This window comes from Turicibacter sanguinis (assembly GCF_013046825.1).
GTDB lineage: Bacteria > Bacillota_I > Bacilli_A > MOL361 > Turicibacteraceae > Turicibacter > Turicibacter sanguinis.
This window is the reverse complement of record NZ_CP053187.1, coordinates 1,882,986-1,908,500: the sequence shown is the minus strand read 5'-3', so window position 1 is coordinate 1,908,500 and position 25,515 is coordinate 1,882,986. Positions and strand designations below refer to the sequence as shown.

22 protein-coding genes and 2 riboswitches are annotated in these 25,515 nt (G+C 34.9%); of the genes, 8 read left to right on the top strand and 14 right to left on the bottom strand.

Annotated elements, in window-relative coordinates:
- Positions 1–246: 246 nt before the first annotated feature.
- Positions 247–1,239: a LacI family DNA-binding transcriptional regulator gene (locus HLK68_RS09210; RefSeq protein ID WP_006785006.1), complete on the bottom strand. Its 993-nt coding sequence runs from the start codon at positions 1,237–1,239 to the stop codon at positions 247–249.
- A 135-nt stretch (positions 1,240–1,374) separates the two neighbouring features.
- On the opposite strand from HLK68_RS09210, the gene HLK68_RS09205 reads away from it, so the two are divergent.
- Positions 1,375–1,806, top strand: coding sequence for an Hsp20/alpha crystallin family protein (locus HLK68_RS09205; protein WP_006785005.1), 432 nt, complete (start codon positions 1,375–1,377; stop codon positions 1,804–1,806).
- A gap of 47 nt (positions 1,807–1,853) precedes the next feature.
- Here HLK68_RS09205 and cysK read toward each other — a convergent pair whose 3' ends face one another.
- Together cysK and HLK68_RS09195 are read right to left on the bottom strand one after the other, a co-directional pair.
- Positions 1,854–2,786 (bottom strand): cysteine synthase A, encoded by a 933-nt coding sequence (cysK, locus tag HLK68_RS09200; protein ID WP_269149571.1) that lies wholly within the window; start codon positions 2,784–2,786, stop codon positions 1,854–1,856.
- A 76-nt stretch (positions 2,787–2,862) separates the two neighbouring features.
- Positions 2,863–4,074, bottom strand: coding sequence for a M20 family metallopeptidase (locus tag HLK68_RS09195; RefSeq protein ID WP_006785003.1), 1,212 nt, complete (start codon positions 4,072–4,074; stop codon positions 2,863–2,865).
- A 431-nt stretch (positions 4,075–4,505) separates the two neighbouring features.
- Here HLK68_RS09195 and HLK68_RS09190 point away from each other — a divergent pair, with 431 nt between their 5' ends.
- The 3 genes from HLK68_RS09190 to HLK68_RS09180 are packed head-to-tail and all read left to right on the top strand — an operon-like array spanning position 4,506 to position 7,350.
- Positions 4,506–5,606: an MGDG synthase family glycosyltransferase gene (locus tag HLK68_RS09190; RefSeq protein WP_006785002.1), complete on the top strand. Its 1,101-nt coding sequence runs from the start codon at positions 4,506–4,508 to the stop codon at positions 5,604–5,606.
- On the top strand, positions 5,603–6,298 hold the full coding sequence (locus HLK68_RS09185) for a polysaccharide deacetylase family protein (protein ID WP_132942947.1): 696 nt from the start codon (positions 5,603–5,605) through the stop codon (positions 6,296–6,298). The genes HLK68_RS09190 and HLK68_RS09185 overlap by 4 nt, the downstream gene beginning before the upstream one ends.
- Complete coding sequence (locus HLK68_RS09180) at positions 6,295–7,350, top strand: lysylphosphatidylglycerol synthase transmembrane domain-containing protein (RefSeq protein ID WP_006785000.1); 1,056 nt, start codon at positions 6,295–6,297, stop codon at positions 7,348–7,350. The genes HLK68_RS09185 and HLK68_RS09180 overlap by 4 nt, the downstream gene beginning before the upstream one ends.
- Before the next feature lie 35 nt (positions 7,351–7,385).
- Here the strand turns inward: HLK68_RS09180 and HLK68_RS09175 are convergent, their stop codons facing one another.
- From HLK68_RS09175 to amrA, 3 genes are all read right to left on the bottom strand, one after another.
- Positions 7,386–7,805 carry a DUF2871 domain-containing protein gene (locus HLK68_RS09175; protein ID WP_006784999.1) on the bottom strand — a complete coding sequence of 140 codons (420 nt, stop codon included), beginning with the start codon at positions 7,803–7,805 and terminating at the stop codon, positions 7,386–7,388.
- A gap of 90 nt (positions 7,806–7,895) precedes the next feature.
- The gene (amrS, locus tag HLK68_RS09170) at positions 7,896–8,885 is read right to left on the bottom strand and encodes an AmmeMemoRadiSam system radical SAM enzyme (RefSeq protein WP_006784998.1); all 990 of its coding nucleotides are present in this window, start codon (positions 8,883–8,885) and stop codon (positions 7,896–7,898) included.
- Between the two features lies 1 nt (position 8,886).
- On the bottom strand, positions 8,887–10,272 hold the full coding sequence (amrA, locus tag HLK68_RS09165) for an AmmeMemoRadiSam system protein A (RefSeq protein ID WP_132942946.1): 1,386 nt from the start codon (positions 10,270–10,272) through the stop codon (positions 8,887–8,889).
- A gap of 172 nt (positions 10,273–10,444) precedes the next feature.
- Between amrA and aspT the strand changes: the two genes are divergently transcribed.
- Positions 10,445–12,130 carry an aspartate-alanine antiporter gene (aspT, locus tag HLK68_RS09160; protein ID WP_006784996.1) on the top strand — a complete coding sequence of 562 codons (1,686 nt, stop codon included), beginning with the start codon at positions 10,445–10,447 and terminating at the stop codon, positions 12,128–12,130.
- Positions 12,131–12,172: 42 nt separating this feature from the next.
- Positions 12,173–13,816, top strand: coding sequence for an aspartate 4-decarboxylase (aspD, locus tag HLK68_RS09155; RefSeq protein WP_006784995.1), 1,644 nt, complete (start codon positions 12,173–12,175; stop codon positions 13,814–13,816).
- Positions 13,817–13,860: 44 nt separating this feature from the next.
- Here the strand turns inward: aspD and HLK68_RS09150 are convergent, their stop codons facing one another.
- From HLK68_RS09150 to HLK68_RS09120, 7 genes are all read right to left on the bottom strand, one after another.
- Positions 13,861–14,313, bottom strand: a complete 453-nt coding sequence (locus HLK68_RS09150; RefSeq protein WP_006784994.1) for a zinc ribbon domain-containing protein — start codon at positions 14,311–14,313, stop codon at positions 13,861–13,863.
- Between the two features lie 91 nt (positions 14,314–14,404).
- Positions 14,405–15,583 (bottom strand): M20 family metallopeptidase, encoded by a 1,179-nt coding sequence (locus tag HLK68_RS09145; protein WP_132942945.1) that lies wholly within the window; start codon positions 15,581–15,583, stop codon positions 14,405–14,407.
- Between the two features lie 19 nt (positions 15,584–15,602).
- Complete coding sequence (locus HLK68_RS09140; RefSeq protein WP_006784992.1) at positions 15,603–16,412, bottom strand: MetQ/NlpA family ABC transporter substrate-binding protein; 810 nt, start codon at positions 16,410–16,412, stop codon at positions 15,603–15,605.
- Between the two features lie 27 nt (positions 16,413–16,439).
- Entirely contained in the window at positions 16,440–17,120 is a 681-nt protein-coding gene (locus HLK68_RS09135; RefSeq protein ID WP_006784991.1) for a methionine ABC transporter permease, read from the bottom strand.
- Complete coding sequence (locus HLK68_RS09130) at positions 17,104–18,147, bottom strand: methionine ABC transporter ATP-binding protein (protein ID WP_006784990.1); 1,044 nt, start codon at positions 18,145–18,147, stop codon at positions 17,104–17,106. Before HLK68_RS09130 ends, HLK68_RS09135 begins: the two co-directional genes overlap by 17 nt.
- 92 nt (positions 18,148–18,239) lie before the next feature.
- A riboswitch (SAM riboswitch) is annotated at positions 18,240–18,341 on the bottom strand.
- Between the two features lie 77 nt (positions 18,342–18,418).
- A riboswitch (SAM riboswitch) is annotated at positions 18,419–18,520 on the bottom strand.
- A gap of 67 nt (positions 18,521–18,587) precedes the next feature.
- Positions 18,588–19,250 (bottom strand): DUF6320 domain-containing protein, encoded by a 663-nt coding sequence (locus HLK68_RS09125; protein ID WP_006784989.1) that lies wholly within the window; start codon positions 19,248–19,250, stop codon positions 18,588–18,590.
- Entirely contained in the window at positions 19,234–20,529 is a 1,296-nt protein-coding gene (locus HLK68_RS09120; protein ID WP_006784988.1) for a hypothetical protein, read from the bottom strand. The genes HLK68_RS09125 and HLK68_RS09120 overlap by 17 nt, the downstream gene beginning before the upstream one ends.
- Positions 20,530–20,952: 423 nt before the next feature.
- Between HLK68_RS09120 and HLK68_RS09115 the strand changes: the two genes are divergently transcribed.
- Complete coding sequence (locus HLK68_RS09115; RefSeq protein ID WP_006784987.1) at positions 20,953–21,939, top strand: cysteine peptidase family C39 domain-containing protein; 987 nt, start codon at positions 20,953–20,955, stop codon at positions 21,937–21,939.
- Positions 21,940–22,024: 85 nt separating this feature from the next.
- Here HLK68_RS09115 and HLK68_RS09110 read toward each other — a convergent pair whose 3' ends face one another.
- The gene (locus HLK68_RS09110) at positions 22,025–24,574 is read right to left on the bottom strand and encodes an ATP-dependent helicase (protein WP_132942944.1); all 2,550 of its coding nucleotides are present in this window, start codon (positions 24,572–24,574) and stop codon (positions 22,025–22,027) included.
- Positions 24,575–24,950: 376 nt separating this feature from the next.
- Between HLK68_RS09110 and HLK68_RS09105 the strand changes: the two genes are divergently transcribed.
- Complete coding sequence (locus tag HLK68_RS09105) at positions 24,951–25,505, top strand: metal-dependent hydrolase (protein WP_006784985.1); 555 nt, start codon at positions 24,951–24,953, stop codon at positions 25,503–25,505.
- The last annotated feature ends 10 nt before the right edge of the window (positions 25,506–25,515 follow it).

Here is a 25,515-nt window from a genome sequence, read left to right as displayed (position 1 = left end):
CATAAGATTAATATTTTCATAAAACGATTCTCTTATAGCTTTGATTAACTCTTTTATCTTACTCATTCACTCTTAGAACACGCTTTCTTATTTTACAAAAGAATGAGAGAACGTTCCCACATTCTCTAATAAAAATATTTGCGCTTACTCATTGCTTGGAGCAAAATAAACTATATTAACTGATCCCTACCTTAAGGGAACGTTCCCACCGCGGATAAAAAATAATAATCTCCATTTCGAAGATTATTATACACTATCTCTTTCAATAAGTCTATACGTAAAAATAAAATTGCTTTCACAATTTTTAGTAGATGATTTCCCTTGTTGAATATAATCAACTAATAACTTAGCTCCTCTAACGCCTAACGTTTGAAAATAATAATGAATGGTTGTTAATTTAGGCGTAACTAATCCTGCAATTTGTGTATCACCAAGTCCCATCACAGAAATATCCTCAGGAATTTTATATCCCGCTTCTTTTAGATACTCCATACATCCAATGGCCAAATGATCAGTTACCGCGAAAATAGCAGTCGGTCGACGCTTTAACTCCATTAACTCTTTTGCTAAACGATACCCACTTTGCTGAGAGAAATCACCAATTTGAATTAAATTCTCATCAATTGCTATTCCTTGAGCCATTAACTCATCTTTATATCCTCTCTTACGCTCAACCCCAACTGCCACGTCATATTCACCTACTCCAATAAATCCAATTGATTCATGGCCTTTTTCTAAAAGAAACCTAACAGCATCTCGGCTCGCATGATAGTCATCGTGAATAATACATGGATAATTTTCAACTCTTTGTGCTAAAACCACAATCGGGACATTAAGTTGATCCATCAACTCATAATGCTTAGGTGTTATTTCTGTTGCCATGAAAATAATACCATCGACTTGATAACTACGAAATACTTTTAAATAGTCCATTTCTTTTTCAATCGATAACTCACAATTTCCAATCAACACTTCATAACCATACTTACTTAACTCTTTAGTCACTCCCTCAACAACGCGGGCTGCCGTTTCAGTACTGATTTTAGGAACAATAACACCGATTAAATTTGTTTTTTGTGTTCTCATAATTTGTGCTTGACGTTTTGGAACAAATCCTGTTTTTTCAATCACTTCTTTAATTTTCGTACTGGCATCTTCGCTGACATAGCCATCATTTAAATATCTTGAAACCGTCGATTTAGAAACGCCGGCTAACTTTGCAATCTCCACAATATTCATTTTTATCACCATATAATAAAATATTAGACCTCTTTAATGTTAGCATAAATTAACGTCTAATCATAGAGCACATTTCGAGGCAATCACACATATAATAAGAAGAAAATCTAAAACAGCTAAAAAGGAGGCATTTTTATGTTTAATTTGACACCTTTTAAAAATCAGACTAATCAAGTTTCTAGTGGTAATGGTTTTTTTGATCTTTTTAATCAGATGGAAAATATGATGTTCAATTCATTTCAATCAAGCTTTAATACAATGAACAACACCTCTTTCATCGATCAAGGTTCAGAATACATCTTTACGCTAACTCTTCCTAATTTAAAAAGAGAAAACATTCAACTTGTGGTTGAAGATCAACTCTTAATTTTAACAGTTAAACAAGAATATCAGGCAACGCAAGATGGGGCTCAAAGTTATCAATCTAGCTCTTTTTCTCAAACATTCAATTTAGGCGATGTTGAAAGTAATAAAATTACAGCTAGGCTCAATCAGGATACCTTAACTATTATCTTCCCCAAAAAAGCAACTACCGTAATTAACCGTCGTGTCATTAACGTTCTATAAAGTAAAAAAGACGATTTTCACTAAAACGTGAAAGTCGTCTTTTTTCATTACAGTTCATAAAGACCTGTTGATAAATATCTCTCTCCTGTATCCGGACATAAAACAACAATTCGTTTAAATGCAAATGCTTCTTGTTTTGCTAGCTCAGTCGCTGCAAAAATCGCTGCTCCTGATGAAATACCAACTAATAATCCTTCTGATTTGGCTAACTTTCGCGATGTTGCAATAGCATCCTCATCGCTAACTTGCACAATGTCGTCGATAATCGATTCATTTAAAATTTTAGGAACAAAGCCTGCTCCAATTCCTTGAATCTTATGAGGTCCTGGTTTTCCTCCTGATAAAACAGGCGAACTTTTCGGCTCAACAGCAATAATTTTAATATCGGGATTTTTCTGTTTCAAAACTTCACCAATACCGGTAATCGTTCCCCCCGTCCCAACCCCTGCTACAAACACATCAACATTCCCTTCTAAATCATCCCAAATCTCAAGTGCGGTCGTTTGCTTATGAATGCACGGATTAGCTGAATTTTCAAACTGTTGTAAAATAATTCCTCTAGGTGTGCTAGCACATAATTCATTTGCTTTAGCGATAGCGCCCTTCATTCCGTCACTGCCTTTTGTTAAAACTAAATTTGCACCTAGTGCCTTTAGTAAATGACGTCTTTCAAGACTCATTGTTTCTGGCATGACTAAAGTTAGTTGATACCCTCTAGCTGCACAAACAAAAGCCAATCCAATCCCAGTATTCCCACTGGTTGGTTCAATAATAACTGAGTCTTTACTTAATCTCCCTTCCTCCTCTGCTGCTAATACCATCGAATAAGCAATGCGGTCTTTTACACTTCCTGCAGGATTGAAATACTCAAGTTTAGCAACAATAGAAGCCAAAACTCCTTCTTGCTGATTGTACTGACATAATTCTAACAACGGAGTATGTCCAATTAACTCAATTAAACTGTGCACCATTTTTTCCACTACAATTCCCCCTTTTTTTACTATAGTATACTCAAAAAAAACCTACAATTATGACAAACAAACTAAAAAAGAGTCTTTAGTTGACTAGACTCTTTAACGATTTTAGTTGTTCAAATTCATTTTTTATCTCATTTAATAACGATTCTTCTGTTAATAATCGAAGCCCAATCGAAGCTAAAATCAATGCTCCATCTAAGATAGCTTGATCTCCTACTTTTGAAATAGCAGCTTCTTTAAAGTGTTGGGTATGAATCGTAATGGACTCGTCACAAATTTTAAGTGTTGGGTGAATCGTTGGAACCACTTGGCTCACATTTCCGGCATCCGTTGAACCAATGCTTTTAGCACCTTCTAACTTAACTTCTAACCCTAATCTCTTTGCTTCTTCAATAAATAACTGTTCAAATCGATCACAGATTAACATCTCATGAACTTGATTAAAATCATCATTATACTTAAACTCGCATCCTGTTGCTTCAGCGCAACCTTTTCCGATGTGTAAAATCTTTTCTTTATAAATTAAACAAGTTTCGTGATGCGCAGCTCGAATATAAAAACTTGCTTTTGTATAATCTGGAATAATATTAGGTGCTTCACCGCCATGAGTAATAATCCCATGATATAAAACATCACGTGGACTTTGTTGACGAAGTGCGTTAACACCGTTATAAAACAAAATCATAGCATCTAAGGCATTAACCCCTTGTTCAGGTGCAGAGGCTGCATGAGAAGCTTTTCCAAAAAACTCAAATTCAATCGGAACAATCGCGAGTGTCGGCTGGGTTTTAGCTGTTGTATGAAAAGGATGAATCATCATACAAACATCAACACCTTCAAACAAATTGGCCGCAACATAAGAGGCTTTTGCATTCCCATGAGGTCCACCCTCTTCAGCCGGCGTTCCAAACACCACAATTTCTCCACCTGTTTGATCGATGATTTGGGCAAGTGCAATCCCTGCCGCTACACTCGTCATCGCGATAATATTATGTCCACACGCGTGACCTAAGCCCTTTAAAGCATCGTATTCAGCTAATAATCCAATAACAGGCCCTTTATTCTGCCCTTTTTTACGTGCAATAAAACCCGTCGGATGAGTCGCAATATTAACCTTCACTTCAAATCCATGCTTGATTAATAAATCGGTTAGCCATTTACAAGCCTTTACCTCTTGATTCCCAATTTCAGGGTTATCATGAATTTCATGACTTAATGACAAAATCTCATCGTGGTTTTTCTCAATCTGATTTTTTATGGTTGTGATGTAAGAGTTAATATCCCTCACCATATCCCTCCTTTAAAAAAATAATCTTTATCTATAACTCTAGATAAATGTTTGACACTTAAAAATTTTTTATTTTCCGTAACCATCGAGGATGTTATATCCTACTAGCGTAGGAATCTTACTATACTCACTACTAAAGTGACCCACACGATTTTAAATTCTATTGTAAAATGACCCCTCGACTATCATTCGTCTTAGTATTCAAAAAAGTTTGAATACTAAGACGAATGATAAAATGATGAATGATATTTCTATTTATATATAGTATGACAATCATCCATACTTTTATTACAATATGCATTAATCTCGAATTATCACCTTAATTCTTAAGGTTTGATTAGAGAATCTTTAAAATTTCTTAAGACTTTTTCTCCTTAATTCTAAAGATTTAACTTTTATAATACTCGTATGAAAAGGAAAAAGGAGAATGTCAAATGAAAATATTAATTTTAACTGCTAAATTTGGAATGGGACATTATTCTGCTTCGCATTCAATCGAACAGCAAATTCAACAAAAATTTCCAAATGCTTCAATTTCAATTGTTGATTTTTTTGAATATTCAGCTCCCAGAGTTTCAAATATCCTGTATAAAAGTTTTAATTTATTAATTAATCGAGCCAGTACTTGCTATAACTTTTTCTATCGTTTGTCAGAAAAAGGGGAAATTAATCAAAAACCTATTTTAGTGGACTACTTTTCACGTTCTCTTCAGCAATTAATAAATGAATTAAATCCAACTTTAATTATTTCAACCGTTCCGTTTTGTTCTCAGTTATTGTCTCACTATGATAAAAAATCGAAAAAAAGAATTCCCTTTGTTACCTGTATCACTGATGTAAGTAGTCACTGTGAATGGATTAATGAAAATACAACCTATTATTTAGTTGCTTCTCTTTCTATCAAAATGGACCTTATTAATAAAGGCGTGCATGCCAGTCAAATACAAGTCATCGGGATCCCTGTTAAGCGCGAATTCAATGAACCGATTGAGTCTTCATTTAAAAATAGTCACAGCTATGAAAAGAAATTATTAATTATGGGAGGTGGTCTTGGTCTCTTACCCAAATCCGAATCTTTTTATGAAGCACTAAATCAATTAAATCATGTTAAAACAACGGTAATTACCGGGAAAAACAAGCGTCTTTTTAATTTATTGCATAATAAATACCAAAATATTGAGGTCATTGGATTTACGGACCAGGTATATAAATTTATGCAAGAAGCTGATTTAATGATTTCTAAACCAGGTGGAATCACGGTATTTGAGGCGATTAATTCTGAAATTCCGTTGCTTGTCTTTGAACCATTTTTACAACAGGAAGTAAATAACGCGAACTTTATTTCACTTCATTGCCTTGGACATGTCATTCAAAAAAAGCAAACAGATTATATTGAAATGGTTTCTAATCTTATTTATGATGCAAAGGCTTTAGATGAGATTAAACGCAACATGCAACAATTAAAAAAACAATTTGATAAAAATGCATTAGAAGAGATTATTTTATCTGTACAGTTAGGAGCGTATGCATCATGAAACTATTTTCTACAATTTTAATCATTTTGTTTATGATCCACTCTATTTTACCAACATATTATAATAAGATGATTAATAAAAATGTGATAAAATCGACACCAAAAAAAGGAATTATGCTAACATTCGATGATGGCCCCAACCCTTTGTATACCCCAAAACTATTAGATTTATTGAAACAACATCAAATTAAAGCAACCTTTTTCGTCGTCGCTGATCATGCTTTGCAACACCCTGAATTAGTACGACGTATGCAAATGGAGGGACATACGATTGCCCTTCATTCATTAAATCATCGAAACGCTTGGTTTTATAGTTACATTTATACTAAAAAAGATTTCTCTAAAAGCCTTGAAATCATGGAAGAAATCGGTGTAAAATCTCATTATTACCGTCCCCCGTGGGGACATACGAATCTTTTCACCTATTACTTTGTAAAAAAACACGATTTAACCATGATATTATGGAATTTAATGGTTAACGATTGGGATTACAATAGTATGAGCTTAATTCTTCAAAATAAAATTTTGAATTCAATTAATGACTCCTCTATCTTATGTTTACATGATTCAGGACATGGCGCCTATGCCGATCCTTTAGCCCCAAAACGTATGCTTGAGGCATTAAAAACAACACTTCCACATTTAAAACAACAAGGTTATCACTTCATTACACTAGAAAGGAGTTCTTTATGAATAGTAAAACAAAGCAATCTTTAAGTCTTTTATTTATGATACTCCTAATGGGTTTGACAAGTTATTTCATTTTCAAAGATCAATCCATCAGTTCGCTTCTCCAAGCACTCAAAACGGTGAATCCATTTTACATTCTATTAGGACTTGCTATGATGTTTATTTTTGTGGCATGCGAAGCAATGAATACTTTTTCCATTATGAAAGCTTTAAAACAAAAGGTTTCATATCTTAAATGTTTAGGGTTTGCTTTCGTAGGATTCTACTTTAGTTCGATTACCCCCTCTTCATCTGGAGGCCAACCCGCTCAAATGTTTTATATGAGTAAAGCAAAAATTAATCTTTCTTACTCTTCCTTAAATTTATTAATTATTACCGTCGTTTATCAAATTGTCATGATGTTATATGGTGGAATTCTCTTTTTAGTCAATCATGACTTTCTCATGACTAACTTAAATGGAATTAAATATTTCTTAATCTTTAGTGTCTCTATTAATTTAATTTTAACGACTGCAATTTTGATGGCAATGTTTTCTAAAAAATTCATTTATCAGTTAATTAATTTTTTAACGACCTTATTGGCCAAAATGAAACTTCTAAAAAATGTTGAAGCAACCCGTCAAAAACTAGAAACACTCGTTTTAGAATATACAAAAGGCGCAGCTTACATTAAAACGCAACCCCTTTTACTACTTCAAATTGTATTGACAACAACGATTCAACTAACTGCCACTTATCTTGTTCCATTTTTCGTCTACAAAGCCTTTCATTTAAATACATATACTATGCTTGAAATTATTTCCTTACAAGCACTCGTTTCATTAGCTGTTTCCTCTATTCCCTTACCAGGTGCAGTCGGAGCTTCAGAAAATGCCTTTATGAGTGTCTTTAAATTATTTTTTGCAAGCCATCTATTAGTTCCAGCTATGTTATTATGTCGTGGAATTAGCTTTTATTCATTCTTATTAATAAGTGGGATCATTTCAATGATTGTTCATATCGTTTTATCAAAAGATAAAACCAATTATCCACCCAGAACGGCTTTATCTTCATAAAAAAAGTGATGCAAATGAGATTTGCATCACTTTTTTTATTTTGTCGCTACACTTCGTTTTAAAACAATAAAGAATAAAGCTAATCCAACCCCTAAACCAATATGTCCAATCCCAGAGATACCAGAAATTGAAGCGTTTAATGCTTTTGATAATTCTGTTCCTTGAACTTGTAAAAATCCACGAACAGCCATCATCATTGCTGATAAAACTAATCCAATATTATAAATAATAAAGAACCACTTGAACATTTTTTGCTCACTTACTTTAAAGATTGCTTCTAAAGCTAACACCACTAAGAAAAATAACATTCCAAGTGTAAATAAGTGGGTATGTAATAATGATAAATTCGTTTGGCCTGTGAATCCTACCATTTTTGTGAACTCACGATAAATAACCCCACAAACTAACGCAACTACTGTGTAAGTAAAAGCGGTATTAACCAATTTTTTCATCATAAATATCTCTCCTCTCAAGACAAAAAATATTTTATCTTCTTCTTGAGAAAAAGTCAAAAATAACACACTTTTTTTAACAATATTTAGTTTTTAAGTTAATATCATTTCAATTTTTGCTCCACAGGTTGGACACTTGGGTTCAGTTAAAAAAACTTTGCTTTCATATAAATTTCTCTCAATCAACAACTCCTGACAATCGGGACAGTAAGTATTTTGATTGAGATTAGCAACATTACCAATATAAACATAATTCAAATAATTTCGAGCAATCGCTTTCGCCTTTATTAACACCTCTATTTCCGTTGCTTGATGATTTAATTTATATTTGGGAAAATATCGACTTAAATGAAACGGAATATTAGGATTAATACTGGCAATAAATTTTGCAATTTCCTTGACTTCCTCAAGTGAATCATTCTCATCACTCACTAGCAACGTTGTAATTTCAAGATGTACTTTATTCGCTACTAGCTTAATGGTTTCAAGAACTGGGTTTAATTTTGCTCCACAAATTTTACGGTAATACTGATTGGTATATCCTTTTAAATCAATATTCATGGCATCAATGTACGGTAATAACTTCATTAATGGCGATTGATTTATATAGCCATTCGTGACCATCACAATTTTTTGATGTGGCATTGTTTGTTTAATTTTTTTAGCGGCTTCATAGACATACTCATACCACATGAAAGGTTCATTATAGGTAAACGCGACGCCAACATGATTGGGTTGTTCAGAAAGAATCTGGCATAACTGTTCAACCGGTAAAGTCTTTGAATGAGGTTGATGTTGTGAAATCTCATAATTTTGACAAAAAGAACAGGTCATATTACATCCAAAACTTCCAATCGATAAAATACAAGTCCCTGGCATGAAATGATACAAGGGTTTCTTTTCAATCGGATCAAAAGCTGCTGAGGTAACTTTACCAAAATTAGTTGCAATTAATTGTCCATCATGAACCGTCCGAACTTTACACCTCCCCCACTTTCCTTCCGATAAAATGCAAAGATGTGAACATAATTCGCACTGAATTAAATCTTTTTTTCCTTTATAAAACAAAACAGGAGCATCCATCTTAATCACCTTCTTGATAGCGAATCACTTCAAATCGTTCAATTTCATAAGATTCAGTTTCACCAATCCCCGCTTTACGACAGGCAATTGATAGTTGTTCCTCGACTGTTTCAATCCCCTCTAAGTCAGGTAATAATACCCCTTTTTTCATTCCACAGCTAACAATGACCCCATATTTTTTAGGATTCAACATTTCTTTAGAACAAGAAATAGGCTCGGTTAAGACATCAACGGAAACCTTTAACTCGGTTAATTCCTCTTCCTCAACTGGCATAAAACGAGGATCTTGTGTTGCCGCTGCAATCGCATTTCTTACAATTTCTGTTGCTACACAATCAGTTGTTGGAAAAATGGTTCCAATACAACCACGTAATTGACCCTGTTTTTTTAAGGAAACAAACACACCTTGCCGTTTAACAAACATTTCACTCGGTAAATCTTCCTGTGTTAACAGCGTTTTAGTTTGTTGAAAATAATCCTCTAACGCTTTACGTGCAACATAAACATAGGGATTTTCTTTCTGTAAAATCGATACTGCCTTAATTTTAGGCTTTTTCTCAATATATTTTAATCCTTTTATCCCTACTCCTAAATAATTAAACTTTACCGTTCCATAACCGACACCAAAAGGACATTGATAAGCTAACACATTACCTTCATACTTTCCACCATCCATGGCACCACTCATAATTTTCATCGAGCGTAATCCACACTCTGCCACCTGGTAGACCACTTCTTTATCTAATTCAAAAAGCTCTAAAAGCTCACCTTTTTTTAGGTGGTTTAAAAACTGGCGATCAAACTCTTCGCCATACTTCATGTTTGCTTCTTTTAATTTATGTGATAAATCACCACTCGCAATCATGACAACCTGTCGGTCTAATTGTTTGACTGCTTCTTGTAAAACCATTCCAAATTCATAAAGTTGACGATCTTTTAATGGAGCATAAGTAATATGAACTAATTGATAGTCTCGATATTGCTCATTTATAAAGTAAAGAGGAACAACAACTCCGTGATCTAGTTGAAATCGACGATGATACATTTTTAAAAGATGTTGATCAACTGAGACAACTGGAATATTTCTGTTTTGACTTAAATTCAAAATTAATTCATTTAACTCCCGGTCGAATGTTAGACTCATCTTCACATCATGACATTGAAATTGCGATAAGTCACCTTCTATTTTTTCATCATCTAAAATACAAATGGCATCTGAAAACATCGGCCCGTGGGGAGTAATGATAATGATGGTTTGAGGTTTAAGCTTTGATATTTCCTCGGCAATTTGATTGCAGGCTAATGTCGTTTTATAAAGCTTTAATTCTTCCCCTTTTCCAATAGCGGGAATAATAATCGGTGGATGTGGCATTAAATAAAAATTCATTTAAACACCTCTTTTTTAAAATTATATCTTTATTAGTTTATATTGATTTTCAAATTTAAACCAAACATTGGGTAGTAAATTGTTGGGAATCCTTAAAAGACAGCATAAATTTACTAGCACAGATAATAATATTATTGTCATTTTTAAAAATCTAGTAAATGAGGTAGTTACTATGACATGGTTTATCGATGCATTACGCTCACATCCAGAACTAACGCTTTTTTTAACGCTAGCCATTGGATACGCAGTAGGAAAAATCCAAATCGGTACCTTTAAAATCGGTTCCGTTACTGGGGTATTAGTAACAGGGGTTATCATCGGGCAATTAAACATCACGATTGATGCCACTGTAAAATCAGTTTTCTTCCTTCTTTTCTTATTTGCTCTAGGTTATAATGCAGGACCTCAATTTTTTAAAGGGCTCAAAAAAGACGGAATTCCACAAGTTATTTTTTCAGTTATCGTCTGCGTAATTGGACTCATTTCAACAATTATCGTTGGAAAAATCCTTCATTACAACGCTGGACAAGCCGCAGGGCTCGCAGCGGGAGCTTTAACTCAATCTGCTGTTATCGGGGTTGCTCAAGATTCGATTAGTCAGCTATCAGTCTCAGCTGCTGATATTAAATCCATGAGTGATTTCGTTCCAGTCGGTTACGCCGTCACTTACATTTTTGGTACCATCGGATGCGCTTTTGTTCTTTCAACACTGGGTCCAAAAATTTATGGAGTTGATTTAGCTGAAGAAAGTCGAAAAATCGATAATGCGTCTAAAGATGCACTTGAAGGAAAACTTTTAAATTCGCGTGCAGGAGATGTCGATTATCGCGCTTATATCATTGATGATTGCTACATTGGACAAACTGTAAAAGCAGTTGAACACAAACTTGCCACAGAAGGTATTCGTCTATTTATGGTGAGAATGAAACGTGGGAATGATGTCTTCAGACCAAATGAGGATGAAATTATCCAAAAAAATGATCGCGTTGCATTTTCTTTTAAAGAACGAGATGTCTCTAAAATTAACCTTCTAGAGATTGGGCAAGAAATTTCAGACTATACGTTAATTAACTTTCCAACTGAAACAGTGGCTGTTTATGTTAAAGATAGTGAAATTACTGGAAAATCAATTAGTGAGGTTCGTCACAACACTTTAACACGTGGTGTTTTTATCTCTAAACTTCAAAGTACAGGAGATGAAATCCCTTATAATAACGAAACAGTTATTAAAAAGAAAGATGTGATTACACTAACAGGACCTGTTGATGATGTAGAAGCTTTAGCGTACAAAATCGGAAAACCAGCACGTGATTCAGATGAAACGGATATGATTTTCGTTGGTTTAGGGATTTTAATTGGTGGATTAATTGGGATACCGGCGCTCACGATTGGCCATGTTGGAATCAGCTTATCTACAAGTGGTGGGGCTTTGATTATGGGATTAATCTTTGGACTAATTCATTCTCGTCGTCCGACCATTGGTCGTATTCCAAAAGGAACTGCTTGGTTCTTAAGTAATGTTGGTCTTGCTGCTTTCGTTGCTGTTGTCGGTATTAATGCCGGTCCAGGGTTCGTTTCTGGTTTAAGATCATCAGGGATCAGTTTCTTCTTAGCAGGTGTGGTGGTGACACTTATTCCAACATTCGCGGGAATTTTTCTTGGAAAATATGTATTCAAATTTTCAGCTCCAATTGCTCTAGGAGCAACTGCAGGAGCTTTAACAACAACAGCGGCAATTGGGGCTATTACTGAGAAAGCTGAAAGTAATGCACCCGTACTTGGATACACCGTTCCTTACGCTGTTGGTAATATCTTATTAACTGTTTGGGGATCCTTGGTTATTATTTTCTTCTCCTAACCTTATTAATATCTTGAAACAAAATTTGAAAGGAAGTTTTGTATGACTACACGAGCTGAAGTTAAGCGTAAAAAAATCAATGATATCATTGAAAGAGTACAACACTTAAGCCCATTTGAATTAAAAGATGAGTTAATTCATATGGCTAAACAATCTGAACAAAAAGGTGTCCGTATTATGCTCAATGCAGGACGCGGAAATCCTAACTGGACAGCTGCCACTCCACGTCAAGCCTTCTTCACTCTTGGACAATTCGCCGTTGAAGAAACACAACGTACTTGGCATGAAAAAGATTTAGCTGGTATGCCTGAAAAACCAGGAATTTATGAGCGATTCACCTCTTATGTAAGAAATCATAAAGATGCTCCTGGTATTGAATTACTATCTAACATCATTGAATATGGTATTAAAGATAAAGGATTTGATCCAGATTCTTGGGTATTTGAATTAGTTGATGCTATTATCGGTGACAACTACCCAGTTCCTGATCGTATGTTAATCCATATCGAACAAGTTGTGAAAGATTATGTGATTAAAGAAATGGGTGGGAATCCCGAAACATCTACTCACCAATTATACGCTGTTGAAGGTGGTACAGCCGCAATGTGCTATATCTTCGACTCACTAATTGCCAACCGCATTTTATCTCCAGGAGATAAAATCGCCTTATTCGTTCCAATCTTTACCCCTTATGTAGAAATTGCTAACTTACCTCGTTATCATTTCGATATCGTAAAAATTTATGCTTCAGAAATTAGTGAAGAAGGCCGTCATACTTGGCAATATCCGCAAGAAGAGTTAGATAAATTAGCAGATACTAGCATCAAATTAGCTTGTGTTGTTAACCCAAGTAATCCACCGTCAGTTGCAATCAACGAAGAGTCTATGTATTACTTAAAATCAGTCGTACAACGTCAAAATCCAGATTTAATGATTGTTACCGATGACGTATATGGTACATTCTCTAACGATTTCAAATCATTAATGTGTACCCTTCCTTACAACACATTAGGAGTTTATTCGTACTCTAAATACTTCGGTGTCACTGGTTGGCGTTTAGGGGTTATCGCATTAGAAAAAGACAATGTCTTCAATCACTTAATCAACAAATTACCAGAAGATGAAAAAGATATTTTACGTGAACGTTATGGCGCCTTAACAACTGATCCAGATAATATTCCATTTATCGATCGTATCGTAGCAGATAGCCGTCAGGTTGCACTTAACCACACTGCTGGATTATCCACTCCTTGTCAGGTCCAAATGGCAATCTTCTCTATCTTTGCCTTATTAGATAAAGAAAATGTTTATAAAGAACAAACGAAAGAAATTTGCCGTCGTCGTAAACATTTACTATATGATAACTTTGATAACTTATCTTATAAAGAAGATCCATATAGTACGTCATACTACAATGAAATTGACCTTCTTGTTTGGGCAAAATTAAAATACGGTGAGGAGTTCGTTAAATACTTAAAAGAAAAACGTAACCCATTAGAATTCTTATTCGAATTAGCCGATCGATACAGTATCGTCTTATTAAACGGTAGTGGATTCGAAGGGCCATCTTGGTCAATCCGTGTTTCCTTAGCTAACTTAAAAGATGAAGAATACGCTGAAATTGGTAAAGCAGTTAACGAATTATTCTCTAAATACGCGGAAGATTGGAAAGAATTCCAATGGTAATATAGAAAAATCCCCGGTGAAAGGTATCACCGGGGATTTTTCTTTTATAAAGGTTGTCCACAACCAATACAAGATGTAGCTTGTGCTCCATTTTCCATTCCACATTTAGCACAAACAACAGCAACGACACTTCCTCTTTCTTCATTTAAGCGACTTCCACACGTTTGACAAAACGTTGAATCAATCGGCATTTCTGTCCCACAAGATTCACAACGTTTAATCCCTCTTAATTCATTAACCATTACCTCATAATGCTCAACATTCTTTAAACTTCCTTCAATTGCTAGACATAAATCTTTAAATTCCAAACTAGGTTGATTTCCATAAAGTTGATAATATAAGCGACCTAAATTCATATATATTTTATTTAATCGTTTTTCTTCGTCACTAATCTGTGTGTTTAATTTTGCGATTTCCGCAAATTCTTTTGTCTTTTTCATCGCATCTTGACTTGTTTGAGTAACCTTCTTACCAAACTGTTCGAAAAAAGTGCCCATCCTCTCACCTCATCTTCAAATTTATAATTATTAAATCACTTTATTATATTCAAGTGCTTTAGTGATATAACTATAAATTCAACTTTTGATGTTATCTCACTTTATTCAACTCAAACTCCTCTTTAATTTGTGCTAACAACTCACCATCACTTAATAATCGTAATCCTATTCGAGCTAAAATTTCTGTGCTTTGAAGCAACCCTTCATCCCCCTGTTTAGAAATCGCTGCCTGCTTAAATTCCTCAGTATGAGTCACTACCTCAGAGTCACAGATTTTTACAGATGGATGAATCGTTGGAATGACATGACTGACATTCCCAGCATCGGTTGAACCTTTTGATTCATTAGGATTGATGTCCTCTACAATCAATCCCACTTCAGTTGCAATCTTTTTAAATAATTCATTAAATAAGGGATACACAATTAAATCTTCCACAATATTTTGATACGTATTATATTTCACCTCACACCCTGTACTCAATGCCGCACCTTTCGCTATTTGAATGACCTTATTCGTGATTTCTTCACAGGTTGCAATCGTATTGGCACGAACATAAAATCTCGCTTTCGTATACTCTGGAATAATATTAGGTGCATCTCCTCCGTGTGTAATAATTCCATGAATTCTAACATCAGATGTTACATGTTGTCTTAAAGCATTCACCCCACTAAAAAATAAAATCATGGCATCTAATGCATTAATTCCTTTCTCCGGACATCCTGCTGCATGAGCGGGACGTCCAAAGAATTCAAACTCAATGGGATGATTGGCTAAAGAGCTAGTTGTTATTGCTGTTTTATTACCTGGATGAATCATCATACAAGCATCTACATCATCAAACAATCCCGCTCTAACAAACGAAGCTTTCGCACTCCCATTATTTCCACCTTCTTCAGCCGGTGTCCCAAAAACAATGACTTCTCCTCCAGTTAATTCTAATAAAGGTGCTAAACTGCAAGCAGCTAATACACTACTTACCCCAATAATATTATGACCACATCCATGCCCAAGTCCCGCTAAAGCATCATACTCAGCTAAAAAACCAATCACCGGACCAGGTTTTTTAGCAATATATCGTGACACAAATCCTGTTTCATGCCCCGCAATATTTGTCTTTACATCAAATCCTCTTTCTTTTAAAACATTCGTTAACAACTCACACGCAAAATATTCCTCGTTTGCAATTTCAGGATGTTCATGGATTTGATGACTCAGGTTGATAAAATAAGCTTCTTGTTCCTTTATAAATTGACGAATTTGATTTTCCATACGTTCTCTCTCCTATTCACTAAAATGCTGGAATCGATGCCCCTTTGTATTCTTCTTCTATAGCTTTTTTAGTTTCTTCCGTTTGATAGACTTCCACTAAACGTTTTAATGCTTCTTTATCCTGATCCTCTGTCCGAACCGCAATGATATTGTAGTAATTTACAACCGTTTCACTTTCTGTATTCTCAACATAAATCGAATCATCAAGTGGTGATAAGCCAGCTTGAACAGCGACCCCATTATTAATGACTGCGACTGCCACATCCTCAAATGAACGCGGTAATTGTTGAGCAACTAATTCAACGATTTCTAACTTTTTAGGATTGGCAATGATATCTTTCACCGTTGGCGTAATCCCCACTCCTTCTTTTAATGTAATTAAACCTGCATCTTGAAGTAATAATAGAGCTCGACCACCATTTGAAGCATCATTTGGAATTGACACTTTATCTCCCTCTTGTAATTGTGCTACATCCGTTAATTGCGATGAGTAAATTCCCATTGGGGCTAAAACGGTATATCCAATTGATGTTAGATCTAAGTTATGATTGCTTTTAAATTCTTCAAAAAATGCGATTGTTTGAAAAGCATTCGCATCAATTTCTCCATCGGCTAGTGCGGTATTTGGTAAGTTATAATCACTAAAAGTCACAAACTCAAGGATAATCCCTTCTTCTGCAAGACGACTTTGAACACTTTTCCAAATGGAATTAACTTCGCCATTAATTCCTAACTTAATAACCGAATCACTTCCCACTTCATTACCACATGCAACTAATAAAAATCCTAAACAAACTGACATTACTAACCCTAATAATTTTCTTTTCATGATCAATTCCTCCTAATATGATTTATTTTAATGACTGAGTTTCCGTTGGAGCCATTCCCCGGCACTTTGAACTAGTGACACTAACACAAGTAAAACGACAACAGTCACAAACATGATGTCTCCTTTAAAATATTGATAACCATAACGGATGGCAAAATCTCCAAGACCACCTCCACCAACACTTCCAGCAATAGCTGAAAATCCAATCAAACTTACGATCGTAATCGTGAGTGCATATATGATATTTGGTAATCCTTCTTTTAACAAGACACGATAGATAATTTCAAATGGACTCGATCCCATCGCTTTTGCTGCTTCAATTACCCCATCATCAACATTTAACAGTGCCGACTCAACTTGTCTCGCTACAAACGGTGTCGTCCCCACAATTAACGGAACTAAAGCCCCTTTTAACCCAATCGTTGTGCCAACAATCCACTTCGTAAATGGCATAATAAACGCAAGCAAGATAATGAAAGGAATGGATCTCAAAACATTCATTAATTTTCCGATGATATAATAGACCCATTTATTTTCAACCAAATGATTTTGCCTTGTCACCACTAAAACAACCCCAATTGGCAATCCAATCATCGTTGCAAAAATCCCCGATATACTAACCATTAATAACGTTTCGTTAAGTGCTTTTAATAAATCAGGAAAATACTCGACCACATTTGGACAAATTTGATTAAAGAACTCGACCATCACTTAACACCTCCACTTTAATCTGATTATCATTTAAATACTGTAGTGCCTGACTCATCAATTTCTCATCGCCATGTAAACTGACAATTAGATGCCCAATGGGCGTTTTTTGTATCATCTCCACACTTCCAAATAAAATACTCGCCTCAATATCAAACAACTTTGAAATATTAGAAATAAAGGCTTTACCTGTCTGTTGTCCAACAAATGAAATCTTCACAAGTTTTTCAAGTTTTGTTAATTCTTCAAACGAACCTCTCGACTCTAATAACTCAAAAATCCGTTCATCCTGAAATACATTGGCCACAAAATCCTTTGTAATAGTTGCTTTAGGATTTGAAAAAACATCAACTATAGGTCCTACTTCAACAATTTCACCTTCTTCCATCACCGCCACTTGATGACAAATATCTTTAACAACCTCCATTTGATGCGTAATCAATACCATCGTAATTCCTAACCGTTCATTAATTTCTTTTAACAACCTAAGAATCGATTTAGTCGTTTGAGGATCAAGAGCTGATGTCGCCTCATCACAAAGCAACACTTCTGGATCATTTGCCAATGCCCGAGCAATTGCCACACGTTGTTTTTGACCCCCACTCAACTGATTAGGGTAGACATTAGCCTTTTCCTCTAATCCAACAAGCTTTAATAAACGATCAACCTTCTCCTTTATTTCATCACGATTCAATCCTTGACCTTTTAGCGGATAAGCAATATTTTCATAAACATTACGTGATTTCATGAGATTAAAATGTTGAAAAATCATTCCGATTTTTCGTCTAGCCTCTCTTAATTGCTTCGCATTCAATTGCCCCAGAACCAAATTATTAATCAACACTTCTCCCTCTGTTGGAATTTCTAAATAATTCAAGCATCTGATTAACGTACTTTTTCCTGCTCCACTATACCCAATGATTCCAAGGATTTCACCTCTATTCACCCTTAAATTTATATTTTGTAAAGCTTTAACCACTTGCCCTTGACTTTCAAAGTTCTTACTTACCTGTCTTAACTCAATCATCTTCTATCTCCCTCCTTGTCAGTTGAAATAAAAAAACGGACCCCTTATCAAAAGCTGGGGTCCGTCTCATTAGAGTCCTCTAATAAACAATCCCCTCATCTCCCAGAATCAATCTGTCGGATTTAGCACCGTGTACAACTGTACCGGTTGCTGAAGCTTCATAGGGCCTGTCCCTCCACTTCTCTTGATAAGGTTTTATATTTAATTAATAAAAAAACTAAGTCATCCTTCAAAAATTTGAAGAACGCTTAGTCTAACTTACAACTCGCGCTCCTCATCTGCCAGAATTAATCTGTCGGATTTAGCACCGTGTACGACTGTACCGGTTGCTGAAGCTTCATAGGGCCTGTCCCTCCACTTCTCTTGATAAGGAATCCATTTTTATTTCTTTTTTAACTTACGGATACTATACCATCCATTTTATGGAATGTAAAGTCTTTTTAATAATGAAATTTCTTTTTTATTTCATGAATCAGTTTACGATCAGCAAACATAAACATCCCAACACACGTTATTAAGGCGTAATATCCTGCAACCACTGCAACCGCTGGAAAACTAATTAACTCAAAATAAACGAGCATTAATAAAAACAATCCAATACCGCCAAGCAGTAACTGATAACTTGCAAAATCTGTAAAACGCTTTGGTCTTAAAATAATTAACAATGTAAAGACAGATGTTCCTGCCATCAGTGCCAATGGAAACACAAAATTCAATGACCACCCTTGATAGCCAAGTAAATAATCTAAAATAACGGCAAATACAGTTCCACCAAAGACATGCGTCAAAATATTTGGTCCAATATTTTTTTTCACTCTTAAGCCAATAATAACACTCACTGACAAATATAAAGTAGAACACACAATAATAAAGACCCAATTCCAATTAAAATCATGAAAAATTCCGATGATAAAAGAATACGAAATAATCACCATGGCCATAAATACAATCAGTTTACGAATCGGCACGCGACGTTTCTTTGCAAATCGGGATGGATAATCTCGAACCACTTCAATTTCAACTAAGTCCAATATTTCCCCACATAAAGGACATCTTTTCAATTCATTTTCTACATTCATTTGACATTTAGAACAATATCTCATTATTTATTTCCTCGTTACATGAAATTGTAATTTCAACTTTCTGATCTTTTAAAAATCTAAAGAAGAATCGTTGAATATCAGTTTCTTCTAATGATGATGTAAAACTAACGACTAACGTCTCCTTAAATGAACAAACCCCACAACGAATTCGTTGATGTGGTGTCACCGGAAGCATGACGCGTACTTGATCGACATACTGTGAAATTTCATCTAAAAAGACAATACGCCCAAGATTCGATAACGTGGTTGTCACCCCTTGATCGGCCTTTAAATAAATTTGTCTCATCACCGTATTTTTGATAAACAGTGGAGCAAAACGGATGGCTAAATTTTCTTGAGCACTCACATTATCTTTAATTTTATGCGTCACAACTTGTTGATCTTGCCCCTCAATTAATTGAATGGATACCTGCTTTAAAATATCTTCAAAACTCATCTCCTCTAAAACATTAACCGATACCGTCACATTAGAAAAGAAATTACGCACAGTATTTGACTCAAAACGGGCTCTTAAATCAAATGGAATTGTCACCGTAATTGGTCGCTTATTCTTTGTGAATTTCTCATTTTCCATATAAATCGAATAAATTAATAAAGAAGATAAAAAACAAGACATACTAACGCCATATTGTTTTGATAATTTAACAATCTGTTTTGCTGGCATCATTCCATGAATCACTTTTAATTCTTGAGGACGTTTTTTAATTCCTAGTATTTTATATGCTTTAGAAGTCGTTGGAATAACTTTTCCATCTCGATCCGACACAACTTTTAAAAAACTGTCCTCATCCATTGCACGTTGAGATTGTTGGTCACTCATTAACTGTAAATGTTGATTGACTGAATTAGGATAAACTCTTTTTAAATATTGATACAATAGAACCTGTAAAAACTGTAATGCGCCTGCTCCATCAGCCAAAGCATGAAAAACTTCTAGATGCATCATGTTTTCATAATAGGTGACATTAAATAAATAACCATTATTAGTGTACTTCGTCATTTTTGAACATGGATACGTAAACTCTTTACGAACTCTTGGTTTTTGAATATTCATATCAAAGTAGTACCAAAAAATTCCCATCCTTAGACGTACACTAAATGATGGCATTTCAAGAAGTGCCCCCACGACAGCTTCTGATAAGTAATCCGCTTGAATTGGTTCTGTCATTTTGACCGAAATTCGGAATACATTTGTTGCCTTTGTACTCGATACGAGTGAATATAACTTCGCCACATTATCAAGCTTACTCCAATAAAATGCTTGGTAATTATCATTCATCTACCATCGTCCTTACTTTTTAAATCTACATCGCAAAAATCAATGCTTTATAGCTAATCATACAATAACTAAGATTATAAATCTACCAATTCAATTAAAACAATTTTACTTTTTTTACTTCTTTTTATTCATCTCTTGAGATGAAACTTCTCCATTTGTAGAACAAAAATAATAATCTAAATGTTTACTTATATAAATTGTAAAAAATTATGAATTTTTTAAATAAAAATGATTGATTTATCCTTAAAAATCGTTTAATATATGATTAATGAGCAATAAAACGTTAATAAATTAGCTATTCCCCCTCTCTTTTGTTTCGATGATTCTCATCTAAACATTTTATTTTTGCTCAAAAAGTTTATAAATACTAAACATAATGTTGAATAAAATTACGAAAATCAAAATTTGAAAGGATGATTACTTTTGAAAAAAATTTCATTATTAACTTTAATTATGGCATTAGGGGTGATGACAGGATGCCAAAATCAAAATGAAATACCTGCCATTGAACCACTTGAAGAGGAGGCAGTTAAAACCGTTTCTGAGACAGTTAAATTAAAACCAGATTTTATTGAGGGAGAAGATTACGATGAATTGGGGGGAGCAGATTCTTATAACTTTTTAGGTGATAACGCTACTTCACGATTTTATGTTAATCCCGATTTTTATCGATTAAAATCAGACGAAACCTTAACCCTCATTGAAGGTTTTAAAACGATGCAACAAACAACGGAATGGTCATGTGGAAACGCCGTTTCTTTAATGACACTTTGGAATATGGGAAAAACTGATTTAACAGAATGGGATATCGCACTTGCCATGGGTTCAAGTGTTGACGATGATACGGAAGGCGCTCTTCCTGGAAGTGCTAATAACTTTCATGAATATGGCACAACCGTTGAAGACATGTACAACTTCTTTTCTAATTTAGAAGGATTTAAAGTATTAGAAACAAGTTATCGCGCTGATTATACCGAGGCTGACTTGGTAAGCGAAGAGGATGGAGCAACCCCTTCTAATATCGGAAATCTAAAACCGACCTTCTCTTCATCATCTTTATACGCTTCAGAAAATAGTGACGATACTGAAGCTTGGGTTGACGATGCTAAAGATTCTTACTTCGTCACATGGCTAACAGGACACTTAAAAGCAGGAAGACCCGTTATGGTTGAATGGGGAGACTGGGATGGTCATTGGGTCTCTATTATTGGATATGATAACAATGGAACACCAAGTATTGGAGATGATACCTTAATTTTTGCTGATCCTTATGATACATCAGACCATTGGCAAGATGGATATACTATTTTTCCACTTGAACGCTTCTTCTATATGTGGCAAGATCGTAAAGTCGCACCTAAACCTTATCAATTACAACCCTTCATCGTTGTTGACAAAGTGACAGAATAAAAAAGAGTCTCAGGTAACTGAGACTCTTTTTTTATTTCAAATAATCGTTTAACCCTTTCATTCATACTTTTTGGCTCATTCTTCTTTATGAATATAAAAACGATATAAATTGACTTCGCTCTTTCACCCTTCTAGATGAAGAGGTTTCTTTCATATGGCGCGTCAATAATAAGCTCTGCTTCGCACGAGTCATCGCAACATAAAATAATCGGCATTCTTCCTCTTGATTAATCCCATCAAAATCGAGCGGGAACATCCCCTGACTCATAAATGGAATAATCACATGATCAAACTCAAGCCCCTTTGACTGATGCACCGTAATAATTGCAAGCTTATTTTCCTCTTTCATGACACGATCAAGTTCACTGCTTGATAACGCCATCAAATTAAGCATTTGAATCCAAATTTCTAAATTTGGTTGATGTGGATTCGTATGATGCAGGCGATGATAGGTCGCCCCAATGTAATTAAGTAACTCTATGATACTTTGCTTATGTGCTTCATCCTCACACTCAAAAGCATCTATTAAACCTTTCATCGCAACATGTGGCGGCTGTGTTTCAAAACAGTCTTGAATTTCTTTTAACCTTTGAATCGCTCCCCATAAATGAGGTTCATAAAATTTCATGACTTTTTTACGGTTTTCATGATGCGTCATTAACAAATCCATACTTTTAACGAGCACATCTTTTGTTGCTAAAATATCATCCATCGCATTATGCGTCGGCTCATGACTCACACCAACATAGGCGCTGACGGTATCTAACTTATGATTTTTCAAATCTGGATACAGGCGCCTAACAATATCTAAGGTATCATAATAGCCCATTGAATTTTCAAACATCAGACCTAAACGATTCATCTGACTACTCACAATTTTTAAATCATATTGAACATTATGACCAATCAATAAAGCGCCTTCTACAAACGCTTGAAACTGTAAAAAGACTTCTCTCGCCTCTTCGCCATGTTCGTTTAAATAGTCATCACTAAATCCGTGCACCAAAGCTGAGTCTCCAACCGAGTGGCTCGGTTTAATAAATCGTTCAAATGAACGAGTATACTCACCATTCACCAATTCAATAGCTGCAATTTGAATAACTTCATCTTGAGTCACATCAAGACCCGTTGATTCCACATCAAAAATGACAATTCGTCCCTTTTCAAACTGCTTCTTTAATAATCCATACGGTTCTTCATACTCATAAGCAGCTTCTTGAAACAAATCAATCATTCTCATCCCATAACTAACATATCGTTGACGATACGTTTGATTAAATAACTCAGGAGATACCTCAGGACAAATAAGTGGCAACAATCGTTCAAGTGATAAATGATCAAATGGATTAAGTTGAAATTTGACAAAGGCAAGTAAGTCTTTTACGACTTTGCGTCTAAATAAACTTAAATCTTCAATCAAATAACAGGGAATCCCCACATTTCTTAAAAAGTTTGAAACTTGAATATTTTGCTTATTTGTTCGCGTTAGAATCACAGTATTAGCGAGGTCATCTAATCGATAATGCTTTAGGTGATCGATAATAAAATCCATTTCCTCTTGTTGGGTCTGTGCTTCATAAAAGACAGGCCGACCTCCCACTTCCTCATTCGCTGCCTCAATCACGCGTGGGGATAGCCTCGGATTAATTAAGCGTGCTTTTTTCGCATTTTGTAAATAATTGGCACTCATTTGAACTAATCGTTTCAAAGACCGATAATTTAGGGATAACTCCAATCGTTTTGGATTAAATGTCGTCATAATTTGTGACAAAATCAGTTCTGGATTTGAATCACGCCACTCATAAATGGTTTGATTGAAATCCCCAAAAACACTAAATTGCTTTCCTTTTGCTAATTTTTCAATCAGTTGATATTCAAATTGGGAGGTATCTTGTACTTCATCTACCATCACCACCTTAAATCGCTCACGCCAACGTTCTAAAATCTCCTCATCTTCTAGTAATTCGCTAGCATAAACAATCAAATCATTAAAGTCAACAAGGTGATTTTCAAGAAGATACGTTTGATATGTTTCATATAACCAACAACCATACTGAGCTAAAAATCCAAGGGTATATGCTCCAGCATCACTTCTTCTATTCGAATATTGAAGTTTTTGTGCTTTTTCAGATTGATGAAAAGAGGCGACCACTCTTTTATAATCGTCACGATACGCTTTTGGAATCATTAAGCGATATAGTTTCAATTCTTGCAAATATTGATAGGCCAAATCGGCAATGACATAATCATCTTTCATTAACTGACGCACTAAAAACTTTCCATCCTCTTCATCCATCACCGAAAAATCACGCGAAATCTTACCGAAGTTTTTCGCTTCTTCTTTAATGAGTTGAAAACAAAAACTATGAAACGTTTTAACGAAAACCTCTTTGGCCAACCCATTCGTTACTTTTAGCAATCGTTCTGCTAATTCATGACAAGCTTTATTCGTAAAGGTTAAGCACAATATCTCTTTCGCCTCAATCCCCTGATTAATAAATCCCGCTACTCGTAATGAAATAACTTTCGTCTTCCCTGTTCCTGCCGGAGCCATGACTAATAAATTATCATTTAGGTTAGAAACGACCTCAGATTGTGCGTCATTTAAACCCGTTAACTCTTCTTCTAAATTCATGAAACATCACTCTCACTTCATTATCTATCCCGATACAAAACGATTGTTCCTTAGCAGTTATGTTGGGTTGCTCAAACAAAATACTAAGACGCAACATTTTAAAATCATAATCAGTTCTTAAACCCTTAAACCCTTTTGTATCGAGGATCCTATAGTCTAATAAAAAGAGGCTTAAAAAAATGCTCTAGACTTCTATCTCCTCTTACCTTAACACTATCCTTTCATTTTATGCAAGTCTCTCTCTCCCTATATCTAATATACCATTATTTCCCTCATAGAATTCAAACGAATATTCGTTTTTTTCTTGTATAATATAAAATAGATGACATTAATCTTTTAAATTCGACATCAGGTTTATACAGGAGGACTTTTAACTATGACTGCCGGAACGCATCAACGAGGTGGCCTACTTTGCGGACTTGTGACCCACCATCTTTTTATTGCCCCTTATTACGAGGAGGCTAATCTTTATTCTAAAATTTTCATTATCACCCTTTATTGTCTTGCGACCACCGTCGGGTCATTATTACCCGATATCGACATGACAGGATCTCAAATGGGAAAACTTTTTCCCTTTATCTCAAAATTCATTGCTAAAAACTTTAAACATCGAACACTGACTCATAGCTTTCTTTCTATCGCCTTCTTTTTTGTTTTAATTGCCTGCGCTCCATTACTAGACGTCGGAAATGAGTTTTATATTATTATTACCTGCGGCTTAATGCTTGGTCATATTTCACATATTGTACTTGATTTATTCACGCATCAAGGGGTTTGCTTATTTTATCCGTGTAAGAAAAAAATTAAACTCGCCAACTTTAAAACAGGTGCCAAAGGTGAACGTTTCATCAGTCAAATGCTCTTAATCAGTATGGTACTTTACGTCCTTTATGAAACTTATACAACCATGGTTTACGCCATTCATCAATAAAACCCGTGAA

What these genes read in the sequence shown, in the direction of transcription:
- HLK68_RS09130 (WP_006784990.1), bottom strand. Translation starts at nt 18,147, where the DNA reads ATGATTGAGTTAAGACAGGTAAGTAAGAACTTTGAAAGTCAAGGGCAA.
- HLK68_RS09140 (WP_006784992.1), bottom strand. Translation starts at nt 16,412, where the DNA reads ATGAAAAGAAAATTATTAGGGTTAGTAATGTCAGTTTGTTTAGGATTT.
- amrS (WP_006784998.1), bottom strand. Translation starts at nt 8,885, where the DNA reads ATGGATGCTCCTGTTTTGTTTTATAAAGGAAAAAAAGATTTAATTCAG.
- HLK68_RS09135 (WP_006784991.1), bottom strand. Translation starts at nt 17,120, where the DNA reads ATGGTCGAGTTCTTTAATCAAATTTGTCCAAATGTGGTCGAGTATTTT.
- HLK68_RS09205 (WP_006785005.1), top strand. Translation starts at nt 1,375, where the DNA reads ATGTTTAATTTGACACCTTTTAAAAATCAGACTAATCAAGTTTCTAGT.
- HLK68_RS09120 (WP_006784988.1), bottom strand. Translation starts at nt 20,529, where the DNA reads ATGAATGATAATTACCAAGCATTTTATTGGAGTAAGCTTGATAATGTG.
- HLK68_RS09145 (WP_132942945.1), bottom strand. Translation starts at nt 15,583, where the DNA reads ATGGAAAATCAAATTCGTCAATTTATAAAGGAACAAGAAGCTTATTTT.
- amrA (WP_132942946.1), bottom strand. Translation starts at nt 10,272, where the DNA reads ATGAATTTTTATTTAATGCCACATCCACCGATTATTATTCCCGCTATT.
- HLK68_RS09195 (WP_006785003.1), bottom strand. Translation starts at nt 4,074, where the DNA reads ATGGTGAGGGATATTAACTCTTACATCACAACCATAAAAAATCAGATT.
- HLK68_RS09190 (WP_006785002.1), top strand. Translation starts at nt 4,506, where the DNA reads ATGAAAATATTAATTTTAACTGCTAAATTTGGAATGGGACATTATTCT.
- HLK68_RS09150 (WP_006784994.1), bottom strand. Translation starts at nt 14,313, where the DNA reads ATGGGCACTTTTTTCGAACAGTTTGGTAAGAAGGTTACTCAAACAAGT.
- HLK68_RS09175 (WP_006784999.1), bottom strand. Translation starts at nt 7,805, where the DNA reads ATGATGAAAAAATTGGTTAATACCGCTTTTACTTACACAGTAGTTGCG.
- HLK68_RS09180 (WP_006785000.1), top strand. Translation starts at nt 6,295, where the DNA reads ATGAATAGTAAAACAAAGCAATCTTTAAGTCTTTTATTTATGATACTC.
- aspD (WP_006784995.1), top strand. Translation starts at nt 12,173, where the DNA reads ATGACTACACGAGCTGAAGTTAAGCGTAAAAAAATCAATGATATCATT.
- HLK68_RS09210 (WP_006785006.1), bottom strand. Translation starts at nt 1,239, where the DNA reads ATGAATATTGTGGAGATTGCAAAGTTAGCCGGCGTTTCTAAATCGACG.
- HLK68_RS09110 (WP_132942944.1), bottom strand. Translation starts at nt 24,574, where the DNA reads ATGAATTTAGAAGAAGAGTTAACGGGTTTAAATGACGCACAATCTGAG.
- HLK68_RS09185 (WP_132942947.1), top strand. Translation starts at nt 5,603, where the DNA reads ATGAAACTATTTTCTACAATTTTAATCATTTTGTTTATGATCCACTCT.
- HLK68_RS09105 (WP_006784985.1), top strand. Translation starts at nt 24,951, where the DNA reads ATGACTGCCGGAACGCATCAACGAGGTGGCCTACTTTGCGGACTTGTG.
- aspT (WP_006784996.1), top strand. Translation starts at nt 10,445, where the DNA reads ATGACATGGTTTATCGATGCATTACGCTCACATCCAGAACTAACGCTT.
- HLK68_RS09125 (WP_006784989.1), bottom strand. Translation starts at nt 19,250, where the DNA reads ATGAGATATTGTTCTAAATGTCAAATGAATGTAGAAAATGAATTGAAA.